2 protein-coding genes are annotated in these 24,240 nt (G+C 45.5%); both read left to right on the top strand.

Annotation, left to right across the window (positions count from 1 at the left end; genetic code table 11):
• The first annotated feature begins 21 nt into the window (after window positions 1-21).
• A complete protein-coding gene (locus UJ203_RS06050; RefSeq protein WP_322009480.1) occupies window positions 22-16,500 on the top strand; it encodes a non-ribosomal peptide synthetase in 16,479 nt (5,492 codons plus the stop codon).
• A 14-nt stretch (window positions 16,501-16,514) separates the two neighbouring features.
• Window positions 16,515-24,209, top strand: a complete 7,695-nt coding sequence (locus UJ203_RS06045) for a beta-ketoacyl synthase N-terminal-like domain-containing protein (RefSeq protein WP_322009116.1) — start codon at window positions 16,515-16,517, stop codon at window positions 24,207-24,209.
• Window positions 24,210-24,240 lie beyond the last annotated feature (31 nt).

Genomic DNA, 24,240 nt, shown 5'->3' with positions numbered 1-24,240 from the left:
GTAGAAGAGCATCTTCAAAGCATGAAGCGTCAGTTGAAAAGCCCGCTTTCAGAAGGTCAAAAAGGGTTATGGATGCTTCAAAAAATGTCTCCTGATATGGGCGCATATAATATTCCTTTATGCTTTCGCGTCCGAAAAAAATTACATGTCGAGACGTTCAAGCAAGCCCTTCTGTTTGTACAGAAACAATATCCTGTTTTAACGAGTGTGATTCAAGAGGAAAATGGCATTCCATTTCAAACGGTGCAGCCGTTGCAGGCTCTTCATTTTGAGGAAGCGGATATCTCAGCTATGAATTCAGCTGAGGTATTGCCCTACCTAAAAGAAAAAGCGAAAGAACCTTTTCATCTGGAAACTGGTCCGTTAATGCGCACATATCTGTTTCATCAGTCAAACGAGGCATGCATTGTGCTTATTACGGTTCATCATATTATATTTGACGGTGTGTCAATGCTGACATTTATATCGACGCTTTTAGAGGCGTATCAACAATTGCTGCGAGGAGAAGAGCTGGTGCTGCAGACTTTACCGGCCGATTATCCTGACTTTGTTGACTGGGAAAACCGTATGCTGGGCGCTAGAGAAGGGGCTGAGCACCTTGCTTATTGGAAAGAGCAGATGTCTGGGACGCTGCCTATTCTTGAGCTGCCGGCCGACCGTCCCCGTCCTTCAGCACAAAAATATAAGGGGCAAGCTTACAAAAGCTTGCTCCCTCATAGCCTGAGCAAGGAAATAAAGTCGTTAGCCCGTTCTCATTATGTGAACGAATCTGTTGTGTACCTTTCTATTTATAAAGTGCTGCTGCATCACTATACAAAACAAAAGGACATCATTGTCGGAGTCCCGACAATGGGGCGGCCTGAAGACGGTTTTGAATCGATCATCGGGTACTTTATTAATATGATGGCTGTTCGGAGTAAAGAGCTAGGAACCCAAACATTTCATGAGTTCCTTCGAGACCTGCAGCTGACAGTGGCAGACGGACTTGACCATGCGGCATACCCGTTTCCGGCACTGGTAAGAGAACTGAATGTAGACCGCTCAGCAGCGGATTCTCCGATTTTTCAAACAGCCTTTCTCTACCAGAATTTCTTTCAGACAGCAGGCTTACAAAAAATGCTGGAACCATATCAAGCTCTTGGCATCAAATATATCGAAGACATTCGGCAAGAAGGGGAATTCGAACTGGCGCTGGAAGTGTATGAACAAGAAAACGAAACAGTGCTTCATCTTCTGTATAACCCTGATATATATGAATTATCTACCATTGAAAGAATGATGGAGAACTACATCAAACTCACTGAAAACATCATTAACGATCCGTCTTTATCACTTGAAACATACTCTTTACAGTTAGATCAGGAACAAATCAGCTTGTTCGAGCAATGGAATGCGACAAAGACAAATGACTCCAAAGACAAGTGCATACATGAGATTTTTGAGGAAAAAGCGAAAAAAAACCCCGATGCGATAGCGGTCGTATTCGAAGAGGAGACTCTTACATATAAGGAATTAGATCAAAAAAGCACATCGCTGGCCATTTACCTTCAGGCACAGGGGGCTGGACCGGAACGCCCGGTAGGGATTTGTGCAGAGCGTTCGTTTGATATGCTGATCGGAATTTTAGGGATTCTGAAAGCCGGCGGGGCGTATGTGCCTCTAGATCCGAACTTCCCTCAAGAACGATTAGCGTACATGCTCAAAGACAGTGAAGCGTCTATTGTCCTTACACAATCTAAAGTTCATGACAAAGTAAACAAATTAACTGATGACCATGTAAAAGTCATCAATATCGATTTGGCTTGCAGTCACACGGACACTGCTCAACAAAAAAGTGGATTGAAACGAGAAGTCAAACCCCATCATCTCGCTTATATCATTTACACCTCGGGCAGTACCGGACAGCCCAAAGGAGTCATGGTAGAGCATCAGAGCATTATGAATACGCTGAATTTTCTTGAATCCCAGTATCCTGTCACTGCTGAGGACGCTTATTTATTAAAGACGAACTATGTTTTCGACGTATCCATATCGGAATTATTCGGCTGGTTTATCGGAAACGGCCGTCTTATTATTCTTCCGCCGGATGAAGAGAAATCACCGCAGCTGTGCATGGATGTGATTGAAAAATATCATGTGACCCATGTTAATTTTGTCCCTGCCATGCTGCATGTATTTTTAGAAACGGCAAAAGACAACAGGAAATTTACTGAAGAAGGACCAATCAAATACATGATGGTTGCAGGAGAAGCCTTTCCTAAGGAATTGGTGAAAAAGGCAGTATCGATCTTTAAAAACTGCCGTGTTGAAAATATTTACGGACCAACAGAAGCCTCCATTTACGCGACTTATTTCGGATGCGGAACAGGAGATATCGCCAGTCATCATACGCCAATCGGCAAGCCTGTATCCAATACGAAGATTTATATCGTGGACCAGCATTTGAAGCCTGTTCCGATCGGAAAACCTGGTGAGCTTTGTATCGCAGGCGACGGATTGGCAAGGGGCTATTATAACCAGCCCGGCCTGACAGCGGAAACATTTATTGACAATCCGTTTGAATCTGGGACCAAGCTTTATAAATCCGGTGATTCAGCAAGATGGCTGCCTGACGGCAATATTGAATATTTAGGCCGCATTGACAGCCAGGTTAAAATCCGAGGTTTCCGAATTGAATTAGGTGCAATAGAAACGAAACTGAGTGAATATCCGGGCATTTTAGATCAGGCAGTAGTGGTCAAACAGCTGGAAGGACATAAAAAGCTGGCTGCATATTATACGGAGCAAAATGGACATCAGCCTATCGATCCAAACGATTTGCGACGCTGCCTGAAATCCAGCCTGCCGGAATATATGATACCTGCGCACTTTATCCGCCTGGATGAGATGCCGTTAACACCAAGCGGGAAAGTGAACCGCAAGGAATTGGAACATCGGAAGGTCATTTTAAATAATAGAAAAACACAACACTTACAGTTATCAGAAGTAGAAGACAAAGTGCAGCTCATTTGGGAGGATATGCTGAAAGTCAGCGGTTTTGGGCCAGAGGACGGATTTTTCGATGTGGGAGGCGATTCACTTCTTGCCGTGGCCGTGGCGGAACGAATCCAAAAAGAATTTGACTGTGAATTCAGTGTAACGGAGCTGTTCGAGTACGCCAATATCAGGGCCATCAGCCAATACATTATTGAAATGAAAAACACAGATACGGCGGCCATTCCTCAAAATGAAAGCAAGCAGAATGTGAAGAGGGTGAAACAAACGGAACAGCAAGCGCTGCCGCCGTATTTTGAAGACAGTATTGCCATTGTGGGAATCTCCTGCCAGTTACCGGGGGCGAAAAATCATCATGAGTTCTGGAATCAAATCAAAGAAGGCAAGGAAAGTATTCAATTTTTTTCAAAAGAAGAACTGCGAGAAAATGGAGTGCCTGAAGAATTAATTCAACATCCTGATTACGTTCCTGTGCAATCTGTAATTGAGGGAAAAGATTTGTTTGACCCAGGTTTCTTTCAGATCTCTCCTAAAGATGCTGAGTTTATGGACCCTCAGCTCCGTCTCTTATTGCTGCATTCATGGAAAGCAATTGAGGATGCGGGCTATGTGGCAAAAGAGATTCCGGAAACAAGTGTGTATATGTCTGCAAGCAACAATTCCTACAGAACGTTATTGCCGAAGGAGAGAACAGAAGGACATGAATCTCCGGATGGCTATGTCTCATGGGTATTAGCCCAAAGCGGAACGATCCCGACGATGATCTCGCACAAGCTCGGATTAAAGGGGCCAAGCTACTTTGTTCATTCCAATTGTTCTTCTTCACTAGTAGGTTTGTATCAAGCTTACAAAAGCCTAACAGCTGGTGAATCTGAATACGCGCTTGTTGGAGGCGCAACCTTGCACGCGCAGTCAGGAATAGGCTATGTGCATCAAAACGGATTGAATTTTTCAAGTGACGGGCATGTTAAGGCATTTGACGCTGCAGCTGACGGAATGGCTGGAGGAGAAGGTGTAGCTGTCGTCCTATTGAAAAAAGCTGTGGATGCGGTAAGAGACGGAGACCATATTTACGCCATCATGCGCGGAATAGGAATCAATAATGACGGAGCTGATAAGGCCGGCTTTTATGCTCCTAGCGTAAAAGGCCAAACAGAGGTCATACAGAGCGTATTGGACGAAACCGATATCCATCCTGAAACGATCAGCTACATTGAAGCACACGGTACAGGGACTAAATTAGGCGACCCTATTGAAATTTCTGCCTTAAACAAAGTGTACAAGCAATACACGGACAAAATACAATTTTGCGGCATCGGTTCGGTGAAAACCAATATCGGACATTTGGATACTGCCGCAGGGTTAGCCGGCTGCATTAAGGTTGCCATGAGCTTATCTCATAACGAACTTGCGCCAACTATCAACTGCCAGGAGCCGAATCATAATATTCACTTTGACAGCTCTCCATTTTATGTTGTCCGCGAACGAAAATTATTACAGAAAAATCAAGGTGTACATCGGGCAGCGCTGAGCTCGTTTGGGCTTGGCGGAACGAACGCTCATGCCATATTCGAACAATATGAAAATGCCCAAGATACAAGAGCGGATAACGAAGGAAATCCTCCGTACCTCATTCCGGTATCGGCAAAGAACAGGGAGCGGCTGCAAGCATATGTAAAAGAACTGCTGACATTTGTCAGTCAAAATGATCTGACACAACACTCTTTAAGGGATTTGGCATACACCTTCCAGATCGGCAGGGAGGCGATGGACACAAGAGTTATTTTTATGGCGAGCGATTTGGAAGAATGGAAGCTGCAGCTGGAGCGTTTTGTGAATGGACAACCGTTGACAGAAGGCTGTATTCAAGGAGAAAAAACGCGAGTGAAATCCGCTGATCTCTTGCTTGGGGATGAGGAAACAGAAGAACTGGTTGCATCATGGATGTCCAAAGGCAAACTGAAAAAGCTTGCCGAAGTGTGGTCCAAAGGTTTTCAGGTTGAATGGCGCCATCTTTACCCGAATGCGAAGCCGCGCCGTATGAGTCTGCCGACATATCCATTTGCTGAAGAACGGTATTGGCCTGACATCAGCACGGGCAATCGTAAAACAGCTGAATCACGCTTGCATCCTTTGGTGCACCAGAATACATCTGTTTTATCGGAGCAGCGGTTCAGCTCCAGCTTCACAGGACAGGAGTATTTTATTGCTGAGCATATCATTAAAGGGATGGCGATTTTGCCTGCAGCTGTCACGCTTGAAATGGCAAGAGCCGCTATAGAACAAGGAATTGGCGGTTTAAATGATGAGGAACCCGGAATCCGCCTGAAACATGTGGTTTGGATGCGTCCGGTTGTAGCGGGAGATGAGCCGGTTACAGTAAACATCGGGCTCTATGATGAAGACGGCGGACATATTCTTTATCGGATGTATGGTGAGCCGGAATCCGCTGACGCAGACCCAATTGTATATAACCAGGGCATAGCGGAATTATTTCAGCCAAAGCATGCGGAGGTATTGGATCTAGAGGCGATAAAGAATCAATGTAATCAAGGCTTGATGGACACCTCCTTATTTTATGAAGGCATGATCGGAGCCGATTACGGTCCAGGATACAAGAGTGTGGAGACCGTTTATAAAGGAGACGGCCAGCTGCTCGCCAAATTATCGCTGCCGGGATCTGTCTCTCATACAGCAGCCGATTATGCTCTTCATCCAAGTTTATTGGATGGGGCGTTACAGGCGGCTGAATATCTGCAAAACGTCACCAGGGCGGAGCTTTCTGACAGTGAAGACTTTAAAGCTGCACTGCCATTTGCTTTAGAGGAGCTTGAAGTCTTTCATGAATGCGTTTCTGATATGTGGGTTTATGTTCAATTTAATTCAAAAAATAAACCGGGCGATCTGATACAGAAGGTTGATATTGACCTATGCGATGAGCATGGCAGCGTTTGTATACGTATGAAGGGATTTTCGACGAGAGTGATGGAGGCTGACATACAAACAGAATCATCACATTCAGAAACCTTATTGCTTCAGCCCGTTTGGAAAGAACAAAAGGCTAGCGGAAAAGCGGATAAAGAATATGCAGAGCATCTCGTGTTCCTCTGTGAATGTGATCAGGGTATGAGAAAAAAGATCGAAGCAGAAATGGAGTATGTCCATGTCTTCATCCTGGAAGCAAGGCCTGCTTCAGTGGATGGGCGTTTTCATTCGTATACGGAACAGGTGTTTAGAAAAGTGCAAGCGCTGATTCGCGAGAAACCGAAAGGAGATATTCTGATTCAGATCGTGACCTCCGCAGAAGGCGAGCAGCGATTGTTTTCTGGATTGACAGGACTGCTGAAAACGGCCGAATTAGAAACGGCTAAGCTGACCGGACAATTGATTGAAATCAGCAGTGAAGAAAGCGGGGAAAGTATCGCCCGCAAACTGAAAGAAAATCAAATAAGCAGCGGCACCCATATCAGATATCAAAACGGTACACGATTTATTGCAGATTGGAGTGAAATGAAAGCGGCAAGCCGTAACATCAGCATGCCGTGGAAAGACGGCGGCGTTTATCTCATCACAGGCGGTGCCGGTGGCTTAGGCCTTATGTTCGCAAAAGAAATTGCTGAACAAACGAAAAATGCGACAGTCATTCTGACGGGCCGTTCACCTCTGAATGATAATAAAAGAGGGAAGATTGAAGAGCTTCGCGCCATAGGGGCCGAGATCACCTATCAGCAAATGGATGTTGCCGATAAAATCGCAGTGTACCAGTTAATGAACAATATCCAGAAAGAACATGGCCGTCTTGATGGCATTCTTCATAGCGCGGGAATTATTAAAGATAGCTATTTGGCCAAGAAATCAGCAGAAGATTTGCATGACGTGCTGGCGCCTAAAGTAAAAGGACTCGTTCACCTGGATGAAGCCAGCAAGGATTTGGCATTGGATGTTTTCATTCTCTTTTCATCTCTTTCGGGAAGTTTAGGCAGCATTGGTCAGGCTGACTATGCGGCAGCCAATGTATTTATGGATATGTATGCCAGATACCGCAGTACGCTAGCCGAACACGGTCAGCGGCATGGCAAAACGCTTTCTGTAAACTGGCCATTATGGAAAGAGGGCGGCATGAAGGTCGATCGTGAAACGGAGAAAAGACTTGTGCAGCTGGCCGGAATTGTTCCTCTGGAAGCAAAACAAGGCATACAGGCTTTTTATCAAGCGTTCAATAGTGAGGCAAGCCAGGTCATGGTGATGGAAGGCAACGTTCAGAAGATAAAACAAAACATGCTGTCAAAAACAGCCTCAGCACCTATTGAAAAAAGGGAAACAGAAAGCATGACTGAACCGGCAAAGAGCATTGACACAGGGAGTTTGCTGGATAAAGTAAAGGCGATGTTAAAGCGGGAGGTCGCCAAGCTATTAAAGGTTCCATTTGAAACGATTGATGACCATGCCGAAATGACGGTGTATGGGTTTGACTCCATTTCTATGACTGAATTCACCAACCATATCAATCGGGCATATAAACTGGCGCTGACGCCAACCGTCTTTTTTGACCATCCGACGATCCATGAGTTCGGCAAGCATTTGTCAGAAGAATATCAAGCGGTATTTGCGAAAACATTTGCTGTACGGACTAGGTCAAAGGTTCAGGCTCAGCCTGCATTTGAACAGGATAAAACCATACATGTCACCTCAAAAAGACGCCGAAAGCAGCCGGTTATGCTGCCGGCAACCATACAGAGTGAATCCGGTCCCGAGCCAATCGCAATCGTCGGAATAAGCGGCATTTTTCCAATGGCAAAAGATGTGGATGCCTACTGGAAGAACTTAAAAGAAGGCAAGGACTGCATGACGGAAATTCCGAAAGACCGCTGGGATTGGCGCGAATATGAAGGGGACCCTGCGAAGGAAGCCAATAAAACGAATGTAAGATGGGGAGGTTTTATTGACGGCATTGCGGAATTCGACCCATTATTCTTTGGCATTTCCCCGCGTGAAGCTGAACAAATGGAGCCGCAGCAACGCTTATTATTGACTTACGCATGGAAAGCGATTGAAGATGCAGGGTATTCGGCAAAAAGTCTGTCAGGCACGAAAACAGGCGTATTCATCGGAACGGGAAATACAGGATACAGTTCTCTTTTATCTAAAGCGAACTCGGCAATAGAAGGGTCAGCGGCAGCTAACACGAGCCCGTCAGTCGGTCCGAATCGTGTCAGTTATTTCCTTAATCTGCATGGGCCGAGTGAACCTATTGATACGGCGTGCTCCAGTTCATTGGTAGCGATCCATCACGCCATTTCCTCAATCGAGGAAGGCACTTGTGACATGGCATTAGCCGGCGGCGTTAATACGATTATTCTGCCTGAGGTGTATATCAGCTTTGATAAAGCGGGTGCCCTGAGCAAAGAAGGCAAATGCAAGACGTTCTCAAATCGAGCTGATGGTTTTGCTCATGGGGAGGGAGCCGGCATACTGTTTCTGAAGAAGTTAAAAGCGGCCGAGGAAGCGGGAGACCATATTTATGGAGTGATAAAAGGAAGCGCAGTGAACCACGGGGGACGTGCGGCGTCTTTAACGACGCCTAATCCGAAGGCCCAGGCGGAAGTCATTCAAACGGCATTCCAAAAGGCGGGAATCGATCCCAAAACGGTGACGTACATTGAGGCGCACGGAACAGGTACGGAGCTTGGAGATCCGGTTGAAGTTAACGGATTGAAAGCGGCTTTTAAAGGGCTGGGTGTAAAAGAAGGAGACACTTCTGCCAATCATTATTGCGGCCTCGGTTCAGCGAAGACAAACATCGGTCATTTATCGCTTGCAGCCGGTGCAGCAGGAATTATTAAAATTTTAATGCAGCTTAAACACAAAACCTTAGTGAAAAGTCTCCATTGCGAGACTGTCAATCCGTATATTCAGCTTGAAAACAGCCCATTTTATATCGTTCGGGAAACAGAAGAATGGAAAGCGCTACAGAATGAGCAGGGGCAGGAGCTGCCTCGCCGTGCAGGCGTCAGTTCATTTGGTATCGGCGGGGTAAATGCCCACGTGCTCATCGAGGAATATATTCCGAAGGCGGACGCTGGCAACATACCGTCGATCACTTCTGAACATCCAGGTATTTTCGTCCTATCAGCTAAAAATGAAGCAAGACTGAAAGAATACGCACAGCAGCTGGCTGAAGCGTTAGACCAGCATATTTACAAAGACGAAGATCTCGCAAATATTGCTTATACGCTGCAAGCTGGGCGAGACGCGATGGAAGAACGGCTGGGGATCATTTCCGGGTCAATTGAGGATTTGCAAGACAAGCTAAAAGACTATGCAGCCGGCAAAAATAATGTGGAGGATGTGTATAGAGGGCGGATTGATAAAGGAACGCTGCAAATGCTGACGGAAGATGAAGAAATTCAAGAAGCGGTTGAAAAATGGATGGAGCGCGGAAAGTATGCAAAACTGCTGGAATTATGGGTGAAAGGGCTTGATGTGGACTGGGCGAAGCTGTATGGCGAGAATGAGCCGCATCGCATTAGCTTGCCGACATATCCGTTTGCGAAAGACCGTTACTGGATTTCTGATTATGTCGCAAAAAGGGGAAGCTTTGCAGCCGACAAAAAAGCATCTCACATCAGCGCATCTGTGTTACACCCATTAATGCATCAAAACACTTCGAATCTCTCGGAACAGCGGTTTAGCTCTATCTATACGGGAGAAGAGTTTTTCCTTGCAGATCATGTTGTCAAAGGCCAACGGATCTTGCCGGGAGTGGCCCATCTTGAAATGGCGCGGGCTGCCATTGAGCAGGCTGCAGAGGTACAAAACGGTCAGTATCGCATTACGCTCAAAAACACAGTGTGGGTGCGGCCGATTGTAGTCGGGGAGCAGCCGCTGCAAGTACACATCAGGCTTTTTCCGGAGGAGCATGGTGACATTACGTATGAAATCTACGGCAACCCGGAAACAGCCGGTGACAAACCAATTGTATACAGTCAGGGCGGGGCTGAATTACATCCTGCTGGGGATACGCCGGTCATTGATTTAGCATCCCTGCGCAAGAAGTGTCAGCAAACTCATTTCTCCGTAAACGAAGTATACGACACCTATAAAATGATTGGTTTTGACTACGGTCCCGCTTATCGCGGTGTAGAAAAGATTTATACAGCTGAACATTTTGTATTGGCAAGATTGTCATTGCATCCTTCTGTTTTAGATACAATTGGCCAATTCAGCATGCATCCGGGTCTGATGGACTCCGCTCTACAGGCATCCAGCATTTTGACAGGCGCAGGAGATAACCGGCTGACGCTGCCTTTTGCGGTTCAAGAGCTTGAAGTCTTCGGGACATGCTCCTCGAACATGTGGGTATACGCCAGATACAGTGAAGGCAGCAAAGCAACTGATAAGGTGCAAAAGCGGGATATCGATATCTTAGATGAGAACGGCAATGTTTGCGTACGGCTAAAAGGTTTGTCATTCAGAGCGGCAGAAAGCGATCCTAGATCAGCAGAGCCTGACCAAACAATGGAAACTTTGATGTTTGAGGAAAAATGGATGTCTAAGGAGATCGACAAAGACGGTCCGGAACCAGAATATGAACGGCATATTATCATGCTTTGTGAAATGAACGGACTCTCAAAAGACAGCATTGAATCAAAGCTCAAAGGAGCGGAATGTATAGTATTAGAGTCTTACCGGGAGGGTCTGGCAGAGCGATTCCAAGATTATGCCGAACAAGCGCTTGAGACGATACAGAGTATCCTCAAAAGCAAGCCGCAAGGCCATGTTCTGATCCAAATGCTTACCTCCGCGCAAAGAAAGCATTACTCTTTCTCAGGACTTTCGGCGCTCCTTAAAACGGCCGGGCTGGAGAATACAAAGCTGATCGGCCAGACGATTGAAATCGATACAAACGAAACTATGAATAGGATCGCAGACATAGTCCAAGAGAATAAAAGAAACACAGGAGATCAGCGCATTAAATATGAAAAAGGCAAACGGTACATCAATGAATTAAATGAAATTCATACGCCTGACCGTGAAATCAGATTGCCGTGGAGGGATAAGGGTGTGTACCTCATCACAGGCGGCGCAGGAGGACTTGGATTTATTTTTGCGAAAGAAATTGCAAGCCAAGTCAAACAGCCTGTTTTGATTCTTACAGGCAGGTCCGCGCTTAGCGCTGATCAGCAATTACAGCTTAGCGAGCTTCAGCGTTTAGGTGCTCGTACAGAGTACAGACGGGTTGATGTGACTCAAACGGAGGCTGCGTCCGAGTTAATCACAAGGATCACAGCTGATTACGGCGACTTGCATGGCGTGATTCACAGTGCTGGACTGCTTAAAGACAACTATCTCATGAATAAAACAAATGAAGAACTTAAGCAGGTCCTCGCTCCTAAGGTAAAAGGGCTCGTAAATGTGGATGAGGCAACCGAGCATCTCGCGTTAGATTTCTTTATCCTTTTCTCTTCCATATCTAGTATCACCGGCAGCGCGGGACAGGCGGATTATGCGATGGCAAATGCATTTATGGACAGCTATGCCGCTTATCGTAATGCGCTTGTGACCGCCATGTACAGACACGGTCAAACATTGTCGATCAATTGGCCGCTGTGGAAAGAGGGCGGCATGCGTGTAAATAAAGAAACTGAAAAAATGACAATGAAAAATACGGGCGTTACGGCTATGCGAACCGAAACCGGCATTCAGGCACTTTATAAAGGATTGGCTTTTGGTAAAGATAACGTCATTGTCATGGAAGGTATCAGAGACATGATGAGAGAAAAGCTGTCTCAAAAGCAGCCTTCTGAGGATGTTCCGAATAAACCAGCACAAGAACCGGTGACCCAGAAAGCAATAATGGATCAAGACAGCTTATTGGACCAAATACAAGACATTTTAAAGCAAGCAATCTCTCAATTGCTCAAAATCAAAACTGAAGAGATTGATCCGGATATGGAGTTTAATCAATATGGATTCGATTCAATCACTTTGACTGAATTTGCTAATATATTGAATGAACAATACAAGCTGGATCTGACCCCTACAATTTTCTTTGAGCATGCAACTGTTACTGCCTTTGCCGCATATTTATCAGCAGAATATCAAGATACATTCTCGGCGCAATTTGCAGTACCTGTCAAGGAGGATCTGCCTGTACAGCCTGCGGAAAAAGCCATGAAAGCCATCAGGTTTTCAACCGAAAACCGTTTTGGCAAACCAAAGGAGCTGCCAGTGAAGAAGGCAGCCGAGCATGCGCCTGAGCCCGAACCTATTGCCATTGTAGGAATGAGCGGAGTTTTCCCAAAAGCAAAGGATGTTGAGGAGTACTGGATGAATTTGAAAGAAGGCACAGATTGTATAACAGAGGTTCCAAAAGACCGCTGGGATTGGCGTGAGTACTACGGAGACCCGCTAAAAGAAGCAAATAAAACGAACGTCAAATGGGGCGGTTTTATTGATGGAGTAGCGAACTTTGATCCGTTGTTCTTCGGCATTTCTCCGCTGGAGGCTGAGCAGATGGAGCCTCAGCAGCGTCTATTAATGACCTATGCTTGGAAAGCGATAGAAGAAGCGGGACATTCAGCCCAAAGCCTATCAGGAACCAAAACGGGCTTATTCATCGGTACTGGAAACACGGGATACAGCTCTCTTCTCTCAAATGTAGATATCGAAGGCTCTGCAGCTGCTAATATGAGTCCTTCTGCCGGACCGAATAGAGTCAGTTATTTTCTGAACATTTATGGACCGAGCGAACCGATTGACACGGCATGTTCAAGCTCACTGGTCGCCATTCATCATGCAGTTTGTGCAATTGAAGCTGGAAACTGTGAAATGGCGATCGCGGGAGGCGTCAACACGGTTGTCACACCGCAAGGCCACATTGCCTACGATAAAGCCGGGGCTCTGAGCAAAGAAGGAAAATGCAAAACGTTCTCTGATAAAGCCGATGGATTTGCAGTCAGTGAAGGTGCAGGCATCCTCTTCCTGAAAAAACTAAAGGCAGCGGAACGCGACGGTGATCATATTTACGGTGTGATCAAAGGAAGTGCGGTAAATCACGGAGGCCGCGCGAATTCTCTGACGACTCCTAATCCGAAGGCTCAGGCAGAAGTCGTAAAAACCGCTTATTTAAAGGCGGGAATCGATCCGAGAACCGTGACGTATATTGAAGCGCATGGAACCGGAACGGAACTTGGCGATCCGGTAGAAATTAACGGGCTGAAGGCTGCATTTAAAGAACTGTACGAGAAAACGGGAGATCCTTCTGTTCATGCCAGCCATTGCGGACTGGGTTCAGCGAAGACAAACATCGGCCATTTATCGCTCGCAGCCGGTGTAGCCGGTGTCATCAAAATCCTGTTGCAGCTAAAACACAAAACGCTGGTAAAAAGTCTGCACAGTGAGACGATCAATCCGTATATCAGGTTGGAAGACAGTCCATTTTATATCGTGCAGGAATCCAGAGAATGGAAAACGCTGTGGGATGAAAACGGACGGGAGCTGCCTCGCCGAGCCGGAGTCAGTTCATTTGGCATAGGCGGTGTCAATGCCCATGTGGTCATTGAGGAATATATTCCAAAAGAAACTGCTCCTTCTGAACAAGCGCCAGCAGTGACATCACAGAACCCGGGCATCTTTGTCTTGTCGGCAAAGGAAGAAGATCGCCTGAAGGACCAAGCACAGCAATTGGCGGATTTTATCAGCAAACATTCAATCTCAGATCGTGATCTCACTGATATTGCTTATACACTCCAAGAGGGGCGCGATGCAATGGAGGAGAGATTAGGGATTATCGCTGTCTCGGTTCAAGATTTGCTGGAGAAACTGTACCTCTTTATTGAAGGACAAACCAATGCGACGAACATGTATAGAGGCAGGGCAAATAAAGGGATATTACAGACACTCAGGTCAGACGAAGACATTCAGAAAACACTCGAAAATGACTGGGAACCCGGAGTTTATACAAAACTGGTTGAATTATGGGTAGCAGGATTAAAAATAGATTGGAACAAACTGTACAGCGGCAAACTGCCTAACCGCATCAGCTTGCCGACCTATCCATTTGCAAAAGAGCGCTACTGGATAACGGATATGAAAGAGGAGGCAATCACACAAAAGGCACCGACAAAAACTGTCGATACAGCAGTTTTGCACCCATTAGTACAAACCAACACTTCTGATTTGACAGAGCAGCGTTTCAGCTCAATCTTTACAGGCGCTGAGTTCTTTTTCAACGACCACAAGGTGAAGGGAAAGCCGGTCATGCCGGGGGTCGCGTATCTTGAGATGGTGCATGCAGCCATTTCGCAGGCAGTGCGAGGGCTCAAAGATCATCAATCTGTCATTCATATAAAAAATGTTGTTTGGGTACAGCCGATTGTGGCGGATGGTCAGCCAGTCCAAGTGCATATCAGTCTGGATCCTCAGCACGATGGTGAAATTGCTTTTGAAATCTTTACAGAAGACGGTGAGGGCGCACGAAAGGTACACAGTCAGGGCAGTGTTGAGATAAGAGAAGCAGGAAACATTCCTTCTCATAATATCAGCGCGCTGCAATCGCAATGCAGTCAAAGCACACTTTCAAATGAACAGTGCTATGAGTTATTTAAAGCGATCGGCATAGAATACGGGCTTGGTTTTCAAGGAATACAGCACCTTTACATTGGCCGTAATCAAGCGTTGGCAGAGCTTTCGCTGCCGTCTGGTGTATCTCAAACGCTGAACGAATTTATTCTTCATCCAAGTATGACGGATTCTGCTTTGCAGGCGTCGATCGGGTTAAAGCTGAATTCCGGAGATGAACAGCTTTCATTGCCTTTTGCACTGCAGGAGCTTGAAGTATATAGCCCATGTACAGAAAACATGTGGGTCTCTGTCGCCTCGCGTCCAAACGAGGACAGAATTCAAAGGCTGGATATTGATCTATGTAATGAACAAGGCCAGGTATGTGTAAGAATCAAGGGCATCTCCTCAAGAGTGATAGAAGAAGACATACAACGCCCTGAAAAAATAAAACCATCTGACAGCAAGGCGTCTCTTAATGGAGCGCTTCTAATGGCCCCGGTATGGGATCAAGTGCAAACGGAGAATAGCAGGATCATTCCGTCTGCTGATGAGCGTGTTGTCATTCTAGGTGGGGATGAAAACAGCAGAAAAGCTGTACAAAGACAGTTCCCGCCTGCCAAAGAGCTGCACATCAAGCCGCATGATTCTATTCAACAGATGGCAAACCAGCTTGAAGCATTAGGGGCATTTGACCATATTGTGTGGATTTCTCCTTCTCATATTGCGGAGTGCGAAATCAGTGATGCCATGATTGAAGCCCAAAACCAAAGCGTTATTCAACTGTTCAGGCTCATTAAGGCGATGCTTTCTTTAGGCTATGGAGAGAAGACGATAAGCTGGACGGTCGTGACAGCGAATACGCAATGTGTTGATCAGCATGACATTGTCAATCCAATTGATGCCGGTCTTCACGGTCTGATCGGCTCGATGGCAAAAGAATATACAAATTGGCAGACAAAACTGATCGATGTAGATCGAAATGAGAATTGGCCGGTGGATGAAATCTTTTCCTTGCCATTCGACCAAGAGGGAAATACTTGGTCGTATCGGAACAAAACCTGGCACAAACAGCGTCTGATTCCTGTACACAGCAATCAGCCTGTGCACACCAAGTATAAACACGGAGGCGTTTATGTTGTCATAGGCGGTGCGGGCGGAATTGGAGAAGCTTGGAGCGAATATATAATTCGAACATACCAAGCGCATGTTGTTTGGATTGGCAGAAGAACAAAAGATGCATCCATTCAAAGCAAGCTGGACAGACTTGCGCGTTTAGGGCCGGCTCCGTTTTATATCGAAGCTGATGCCGCAAACCGAGAGGACTTGGAACGTGCTTATGCAGCCATCAAACAAATACATCGGGAAATCAACGGAATCATTCATTCTGCCATTGTTTTGCAAGACCAAAGCCTGATGAATATGGACGAGGAACGTTTCAGAAATGTTCTTTCTGCAAAAGTGGATGTAAGTGTGCAAATGGCTCAAGTCTTCCAGAAAGAGCCGTTGGACTTTGCTTTGTTTTTCTCTTCCGTACAATCATTTGCAAGAGCTTCAGGACAGAGCAATTATGCTGCCGGCTGCAGCTTTAAGGATGCTTTTGCTCATCGGCTTTCACAAGTATGGCCTTGTACAGTAGCTGTGATCAATTGGAGTTATTGGGGCAGCATTGGTGTTGTTTCCTCACCTGATTATCAGCGAAGAATGGCACAGGCGGGCATAGGCTCCATTGAAGCCCCTGAAGCGATGGAAGCGTTGGAACTGCTGCTCGGGGGGGCGCTGAAACAGCTTGTGATGATGAAGATGGCAGACTGCGAAACCGACAATGACTCAGGACAGAATGACGAAACAATTGAGGTGTATCCGGAAACTCACAGCTCCGCCATTGAGAAACTGCGAAGCTATCACCCGGGAGACAGCACAAAGATACAACAACTGTTATAGGAGGGGAAGCGCCAATGCGAAACACAGAAGACATTCTCTGTAAGATGCTGTTAGCACAATTGCAGTCCATAGGATTTTTCAAGGAAAATAAGCCCCAGCCGGTGCTGCAGAATTTCTATGGCAGATGGTTTGAGGAGAGCCTATCGATTTTGGAGCGGCATGGTTTTCTTCAACAAACGGCAAATGGATACGCCGTAACCCGCTCAACAGAGGACATAAATGAATTGTGGAACGAATGGGATGAAAAAAAAGCAGACTTGCTTCAAGACAGTAACATGAAAGCCATGGTGGTGTTAGTAGAGACTGCACTTAAAGCCTTGCCGGATATTCTGACCGGCAAGGCATCTGCCACCGATATCCTTTTTCCGAACTCATCTATGGAGTTAGTGGAAGGAATCTATAAAAACAATCAAGTCGCTGACTATTTTAACGATGTGCTGGCAGACACCTTGGCTGCCTTTATGCAGGAGCGTCTAAAGCAAGAGCCTGAAGCAAGGATTCGTATACTAGAAATCGGAGCAGGAACAGGCGGTACAAGCGCTGCAGTTTTTCAAAAAATAAAACCCTATCAGTCGCATATAAAAGAATATTGCTATACAGATCTCTCCAAGGCGTTTTTACTGCATGCGGAAAAAACATACGGTCCGGACAACCCTTATTTGACGTATAAGGTATTTAATGTGGAAGAGCCGGCGGCTGAACAACATATAGAAGCGGGCGGATATGATATGGTTGTTGCTGCAAATGTGCTTCATGCGACGAAAAATATCCGGCAGACATTGAGAAATGCCAAAGCGGTTTTGAAGAAGAACGGCCTGCTCGTTCTGAATGAAATTAATGACCATAATATATATTCACACCTGACCTTTGGCTTGTTAGAGGGCTGGTGGCTGTATGAAGATCCCGATCTGCGTATCCCGGGCTGCCCCGGTTTATATCCAGACACATGGAAAATGGTGCTTGAGAGTGAGGGCTTTCGTTATGTTTCCTTTATGGCTGAACAATCACATCAGCTCGGCCAGCAGATCATCGCAGCGGAAAGTGACGGAATCGTCCGTCAAAAAACGCGAACAGCAAAACCAGCAGAAGAAATTATAGATTACCATCTAGATGAACATCATTCTCAAACGAAGGATAGTGATGAGGATTCTCTTCTTGAACAAACGACACAATTTGTGAAACATACGTTAGCAAAATCAATAAAACTATCACCGGAGCGTATCCATGCAGAAACAACATTTGAGAAGTATGGAATCGATTCTATTTTGCAGGTGAATTTTATTCGTGAGTTAGAAAAACTGACGGGTGAGCTTCCGAAAACAATTTTATTTGAACACAGCAATACGAAAGAACTCGTCGATTTTCTGATAAAGGAGCATGAAGGGAAGCTGCGGACATCACTGCTGAAAGAAAAATCACAGCCCGCAAATAAAGAAACTTCTACTCAAGTGAAGCCAGTAAAATCTGAACAGCCGTTTACATATGAAACGCGCCGTTTTAGCGGAGACCAGCAGCTAATTAAAACTCAGCAAGCAAAGGCGAATCCAAAATCAGAAACCGAAACAGCGAAAAACGTAAAGGCAATCCCTTCTCATAGAACTACACCGAATCATTACGGCACAGAAGATATTGCAATTATCGGCATAAGCGGACGTTATCCGATGTCTGAAAACGTAGAAGAGCTCTGGGAGCATTTAATAGCTGGGGATAATTGTATTACAGAGGCTCCGCAATCAAGATGGCGGACATCTTTAGTAAACACTTTGTCGAAAGAATCATTACAATCGTCAGATAAGAAGCGCTACGGCGGATTTTTAAAAGACGTACATGCGTTTGATCATCATCTTTTTGAAGCGGATCAGAATCAAGTAATGGAAATGACGCCGGAACTTCGTTTATTTTTAGAAACCGTCTGGGAAACATTTGAGGACGGCGGCTATTCCCAAATCCGTTTAAATGAACTGCAGGACAACGGAACGGGAGTAGGTGTCTTTGTTGGAAACATGTATAATCAGTATGTTTGGAATATCCCTTCATTAGAACAAGCGGTGCTGAGCTCTAATGGCGGAGACTGGCATATTGCAAATCGCGTTTCTCATTTTTTTAACCTGACAGGACCAAGTCTGGCTGTCAGCTCCGCATGCTCCAGTTCTTTAAACGCAATCCATCTTGCATGTGAGAGTTTGAAACTGAAAAACTGTTCGATGGCAATAGCCGGCGGTGTCAATTTAACACTGGATCTCTCAAAATATGATGCACTGGAGCGCGCAAATCTTTTAGGGAACGGACATCAAAGCAAGAGCTTTGGCACAGGAAGCGGGCTTATTCCGGGTGAAGGCGTCGGAGCCGTCCTGCTAAAACCGCTCTCTAAGGCGATAGAAGATCACGACCATATTTATGCCGTCATCAAAAGCAGCTTTGCCAATCATAGCGGCGGAAGGCAGATGTATACAGCGCCAGACCCGAAGCAGCAAGCTGCATTAATCTCCAAGTCCATTCAGCAATCCGGCATTGATCCGGAAACAATCGGCTATATAGAATCTGCGGCAAATGGTTCAGCGTTAGGCGACCCGATTGAAGTAATCGCACTATCTAATGCATTTAAACAGTATACAAATAAGAAACAGTTTTGTGCGATAGGCTCTGTAAAATCGAATCTTGGACATTTGGAGGCGGCTTCCGGCATTTCTCAGCTCACGAAAGTTCTGTTGCAGATGAAAAAGGGGACGCTTGTGCCGACGATTAATGCCACCCCTGTCAATCCAAATATTAACTTGGAAAACACAGCATTTTATCTGCAAAAACGAACGGAGCCGTGGCAGCGGTTAAAAGATCCCGATACAGGAAAGCATCTGCCCAGAAGGAGCATGATTAATTCTTTCGGAGCGGGAGGGGCCTATGCGAATCTCATTATAGAAGAATTTATCGGCGCTGCATCTGAGCAGCAACATCCAGTGCCTCACCAGCAGGAATATCTGGCCGTTTTTTCTGCGAAAACGAAATGGAGCCTGCTCAGCTATCTCGAAAAACTGCGAGTGTTTTTAGAAAAAAAACCATCTTCTTCTATTGGAGCAGTTGTACGCTCACTGCACAGGATCAACCATGACTTAGAACATCGGGCTGCATTTTCGGTATCGTCGACGCAGGAATTGATTGAAAAACTAGAGATTCTCCAAAAAACAAAAGAAAGCTCACTCCAGGATGGTATCTATACATCCTTTGATTTACAATCAGATGCGATTTCTACGAATGCAGGGTCTGCTCATGAAGAAACAAGCTTAACAGCACAGCAATGGGCTGCGGGGGCTTCGATTCATTTTGACCATATACATCAAGGGAATGAAACTGGCTGGATCAATTTGCCTCACTATGCATTTGACCATCAAACAGTCTTTCAATTTGGTGCCCTGCCTCATGAAGAAGGGAAAAGGCATGATGAGCAAACGGTGAATCATCCGCTGATACAAGATTCATTCGCATACGATGAGCCTTTCGTTCAAGGCCATGTGTTCAACAAAGAACGGGTGCTCGTCGGTGCAACCTATGCAAGTCTTGCGATTGACGCATTTTTTGAAATGTTTCCTGAGGAAATTAGCGGCCGTATCAGTAAATTAAGTTATCTAAATCCTGTTGTCATAAACCAAGGGCAAACAATTGAAGTGAAAGCTGATCCTCTTCAGAAAGATCATGCAATCGATTTGCAAATCATGTATCGTGAGCGGGCATCTGAGACGTGGAAGCCTGCCGCAATCGGGCAATGCCAAAAAGATCATTTTGAAACAAAAAAAGTCAACATCGAAAGCGTAAAACGTTCGTTAACAGAGCTGGATCATATTGATCAAATGTATCAAACCGTCGACGGCGGCGCTGAGTGGGGAGACTTGTATAAAACCATCACTCATCTGTACAGAAGCAATAATTCAATCCTTGCAAAAGTGCGTTTGTCTCAAAATGGCATGGCGAATGCGCATCATTACACTGTAAGCCCATTGATTACAAACAGTGCTTACCTGGCAATTCTCAGTTTCATAGAACAATTAGACATAGAGGGGCATTTCTTGCCATTTGGAATCAACGATATTCAATTCACAAAAAATAAAATAAGAGAAGATTGCTGGCTTTTGATTACTTTCGTTAAGAATACCGGTGAAATGCTGCTGTTTGACATAGACGTGATGAATGAAGCGTCAGAGACGGTGCTGCGCTATTCAGGTTACTCTTTAAAGCAATTCCGCTTAACAGATCGAGGAAGCAAAGAGGAAAATCAGGAAGTTCAAATACACGATATAAGAGACCGTATTCGAAGCTATCTCACAGATAAACTGGCTGAGAAGACGGCCAATCCATCAAAACTGTCTCTTGCAAAAGTTCATATCATGGATTTAGGGATTGATTCTTCCCAATTGATTGCGTTGACAAGAGAGCTGGAATCAGAGACAAAGATTGAGCTAAACCCTACATTGTTTTTTGAATATCCGACTCTTCAAGAACTGGCCGATTTTTTTGCCGAAAAACATGAAAAATCCTTTGTTCAATTGCTTGGAGGGGCCAAGCAACAGCAGGAATCCCCGAATATAAAAGAAAATAAAATAAAGCAAATGCAAACCTATGAAAGAAAGACGGATGAAACAAAAGAATATACGGCAGACGGCATAGCCATTATCGGCATGTCGGGGCAGTTTCCAAAAGCAAACAATGTAACGGAATTTTGGGATAACCTGATTCACGGGAGGAATTGTATTTCTGAAGTGCCGGAAGAACGCTGGGATTGGCGAAAATATACCGAAAATACTGATGGGAAGCAGTCAAGCCTCCAATGGGGCGGGTTTATAGAAGGCATAGGTGAGTTTGACCCGCTGTTTTTCGGCATTTCACCGAAAGAAGCAGCGACAATGGATCCCCAGGAGTTTCTGCTTTTGACACATGCGTGGAAGGCGATGGAAGACGCCGGTATAACAGGCCAAGCCTTATCCAGCTGCCCGACAGGAGTTTTTGTCGCAGCCGGCAATACCGATGCGGCTGTGATTCCTTCCTTAATGCCAAACCGTATTTCCTATGCACTGAATGTAAAAGGGCCAAGTGAATATTATGAGGCGGCCTGTTCCTCAGCTCTTGTCGCTTTGCACAGAGCGATTCAATCCATTCGAAACGGCGAATGTGAGCAAGCCATTGTTGGCGCTGTGAACCTTCTGCTCTCACCAAAGGGCTTTATCGGCTTTGATTCAATGGGATATTTGAGTGCGGAAGGAAAAGCCAAGTCCTTTCAAGCAGAGGCGAATGGATTTGTTCGAAGTGAAGGTGCAGGGGTTCTCATCATTAAACCTTTACAAAAAGCCATTGAAGACTCTGATCATATTTATTCTGTCATTAAAGGGACAGGTGTCTCGCATGGCGGCAGGGGAATGTCACTGCACGCGCCTAATCCGGTCGGAATGAGGGATGCGATGAAGAAGGCTTACCAAGGGTCGCAAGTAGATCCGAAAACGGTGACTTATATAGAAGCGCACGGGATCGCCTCGCCAGTGGCTGATGCTATAGAAGTGGAAGCGTTGAAATCGGGATACAGACAGCTCGAATCGGAGTATTCACACCAACTGCAAGGAGAAATGCCTTGTTACATCAGCAGCTTAAAGCCGAGCATCGGGCATGGAGAACTGGTCTCAGGCATGGCTGCTCTTATGAAAGTCAGCATGGCGATGCAGCATAAAACAATACCTGGTATTCCCGGTTTTGATTCGTTGAATGATCAGGTGTCAATAAAGGAAACGCGCTTCCGGATGATTGACGGAAACCAGCAGTGGGGAGAAATGCAGGATGATGCAGGCAGAACGATACCACGCAGAGCAAGCATTAATAGCTATGGTTTTGGAGGAATAAACGCGCACATCATCTTAGAAGAATATGTTCCTTCTCATACAGAACCAGCAATTGAACATACAGATGAGCCGCACATTGTGGTGCTTTCTGCAAAAAACCAAGACAGACTAAGAGCCGTTGTTCAACAGATGCTTGACTATGTAAAACAGCAAAAAGAACTGTCTTTACAAAATTACGCTTACACACTTCAAGTCGGACGAGAAGAGATGAGTGACCGGATGGCCTTGGTCATCCGCAGTAAGGATGAACTCGTACTCGGATTGGAAGAGTACTTAACAGCTGCGGAAAAAGCCGAAAAGCCGAAAAGCACTGTACCTTGCTTTATCGGAAATTCAGAAGAAGGCTTGTCAGATATCGGCGCCTTGCTTGAGGGAACATTGGGCGATATCGTGATGCAGACACTATTGTCTGAAAGCCATCTTGAAAAGATCGCGTTTTGCTGGGCAAAAGGAGTGCAAATTCCATGGGAGCAGCTTCATCAAGGAAAAGGTGCGCGGAGAATCTCATTGCCCGCCTATCCGTTTGAAAAAAGAAATTGCTGGAATGGCTTTCTGTCACCAGAAATAGCACCTGCTTTTTCAAATGATGAGATTCCCCTTCACAAAAGAAACGATATTCAAATGATATCTGATGTATTGGGCATGACGCCTGAAGAATTAAATCCTCAAAAGGCATTACAAGATTACGGGTTTGATTCTATCGTTTGTATACAGTTATTGCAGCAATGGCAAGCAGAAGCTGGCCTGTCAATCAGCCTGGCAGAGCTGCAAACGTGTCAAACCGTGCAGAATATGGTGGACTTGATAGCAATGAAACGGGAAAACACAGTACAAGACCAGTCAGTCCAGACTGTCAGCCGGTCATTTCCAGAATTGATACCGTTAAACGATGGCAAGCGGGGGCGCCCTGTATTTTGGTTTCATGGAGGAGTAGGCGGTGTAGAAATCTATACGCCATTTGCGAAGAAAAGCCAGCGTCCTTTTTACGGCATTCAAGCCAGGGGCTTTATGACAAATCATGCTCCTTTACACGGAATTGAACAAATGGCTTCCTATTATATAGACATTATTCGAGCCGTACAGCCGGAAGGCCCTTATGATGTAGGCGGATATTCCTTAGGCGGACTGCTCGCATATGAAGTAACACGCCAGCTGCAAAGCCAGGGGCTTGCTGTAAAAAGCATGGTCATGATTGATTCCCCTTACAGTCCTGGACGTGAACAAAATGAGCCTTCTGTAAAAACATCAATGCTTCAAACGATAAATACGATGCTGGCATCTATTGTTCAGCCGGAAAAGCTTACAGACGTTCTCATCAGCCGTGAAGAGGTAGATGTTGACAGAGAGGAAGAGGAATTTTTAACTGAACTGATTGGTTTAGCAAGAAAGCGGGGATTAAACAAACCGGATAAGAGAATACGGACTCAGCTTAACCAAATGGTCAAAGCTCAGCATGCTTATGAATTTGAGGCGTACACTGTGCAGCCGCTTGTGGATCCTGAAGCGGTAAAATGTTATTATTTCCGCAATAAAAGCAGGTCATTCCTTGGAGACTTGGACATTTACTTTGCCATTTCAAATGAAAAAATACCGTTGGATGATACTGCCTACTGGGAGGAATGGGAGCGGCAAATCCCTCAATTCCATCTGGTGGATGTCGATTCCAGCAATCACATGATGATGTTAACAGAATCTAAAGCGTCCAGCGCCATGCTGGAGTTTTGTGAAAAACTATATTCAAACAGAGGCGTAGTAAACGCGAATTTCCTTAAGGCTTTTCGCAAAAAACATGAAACCAGCGAAGAAAACGCAGATGAATTGGTAAAGCGCTGAGGAAATATAAAATCCCCCTTTAAAAGGGGGA

Source organism: Bacillus sp. V26, assembly GCF_034296245.1.
In the GTDB taxonomy this organism is placed as follows: Bacteria; Bacillota; Bacilli; order Bacillales; family Bacillaceae; genus Bacillus; species Bacillus halotolerans.
Note: the sequence above shows the minus strand (reverse complement) of the source record. Positions and strands in the feature narration are given on the sequence as shown.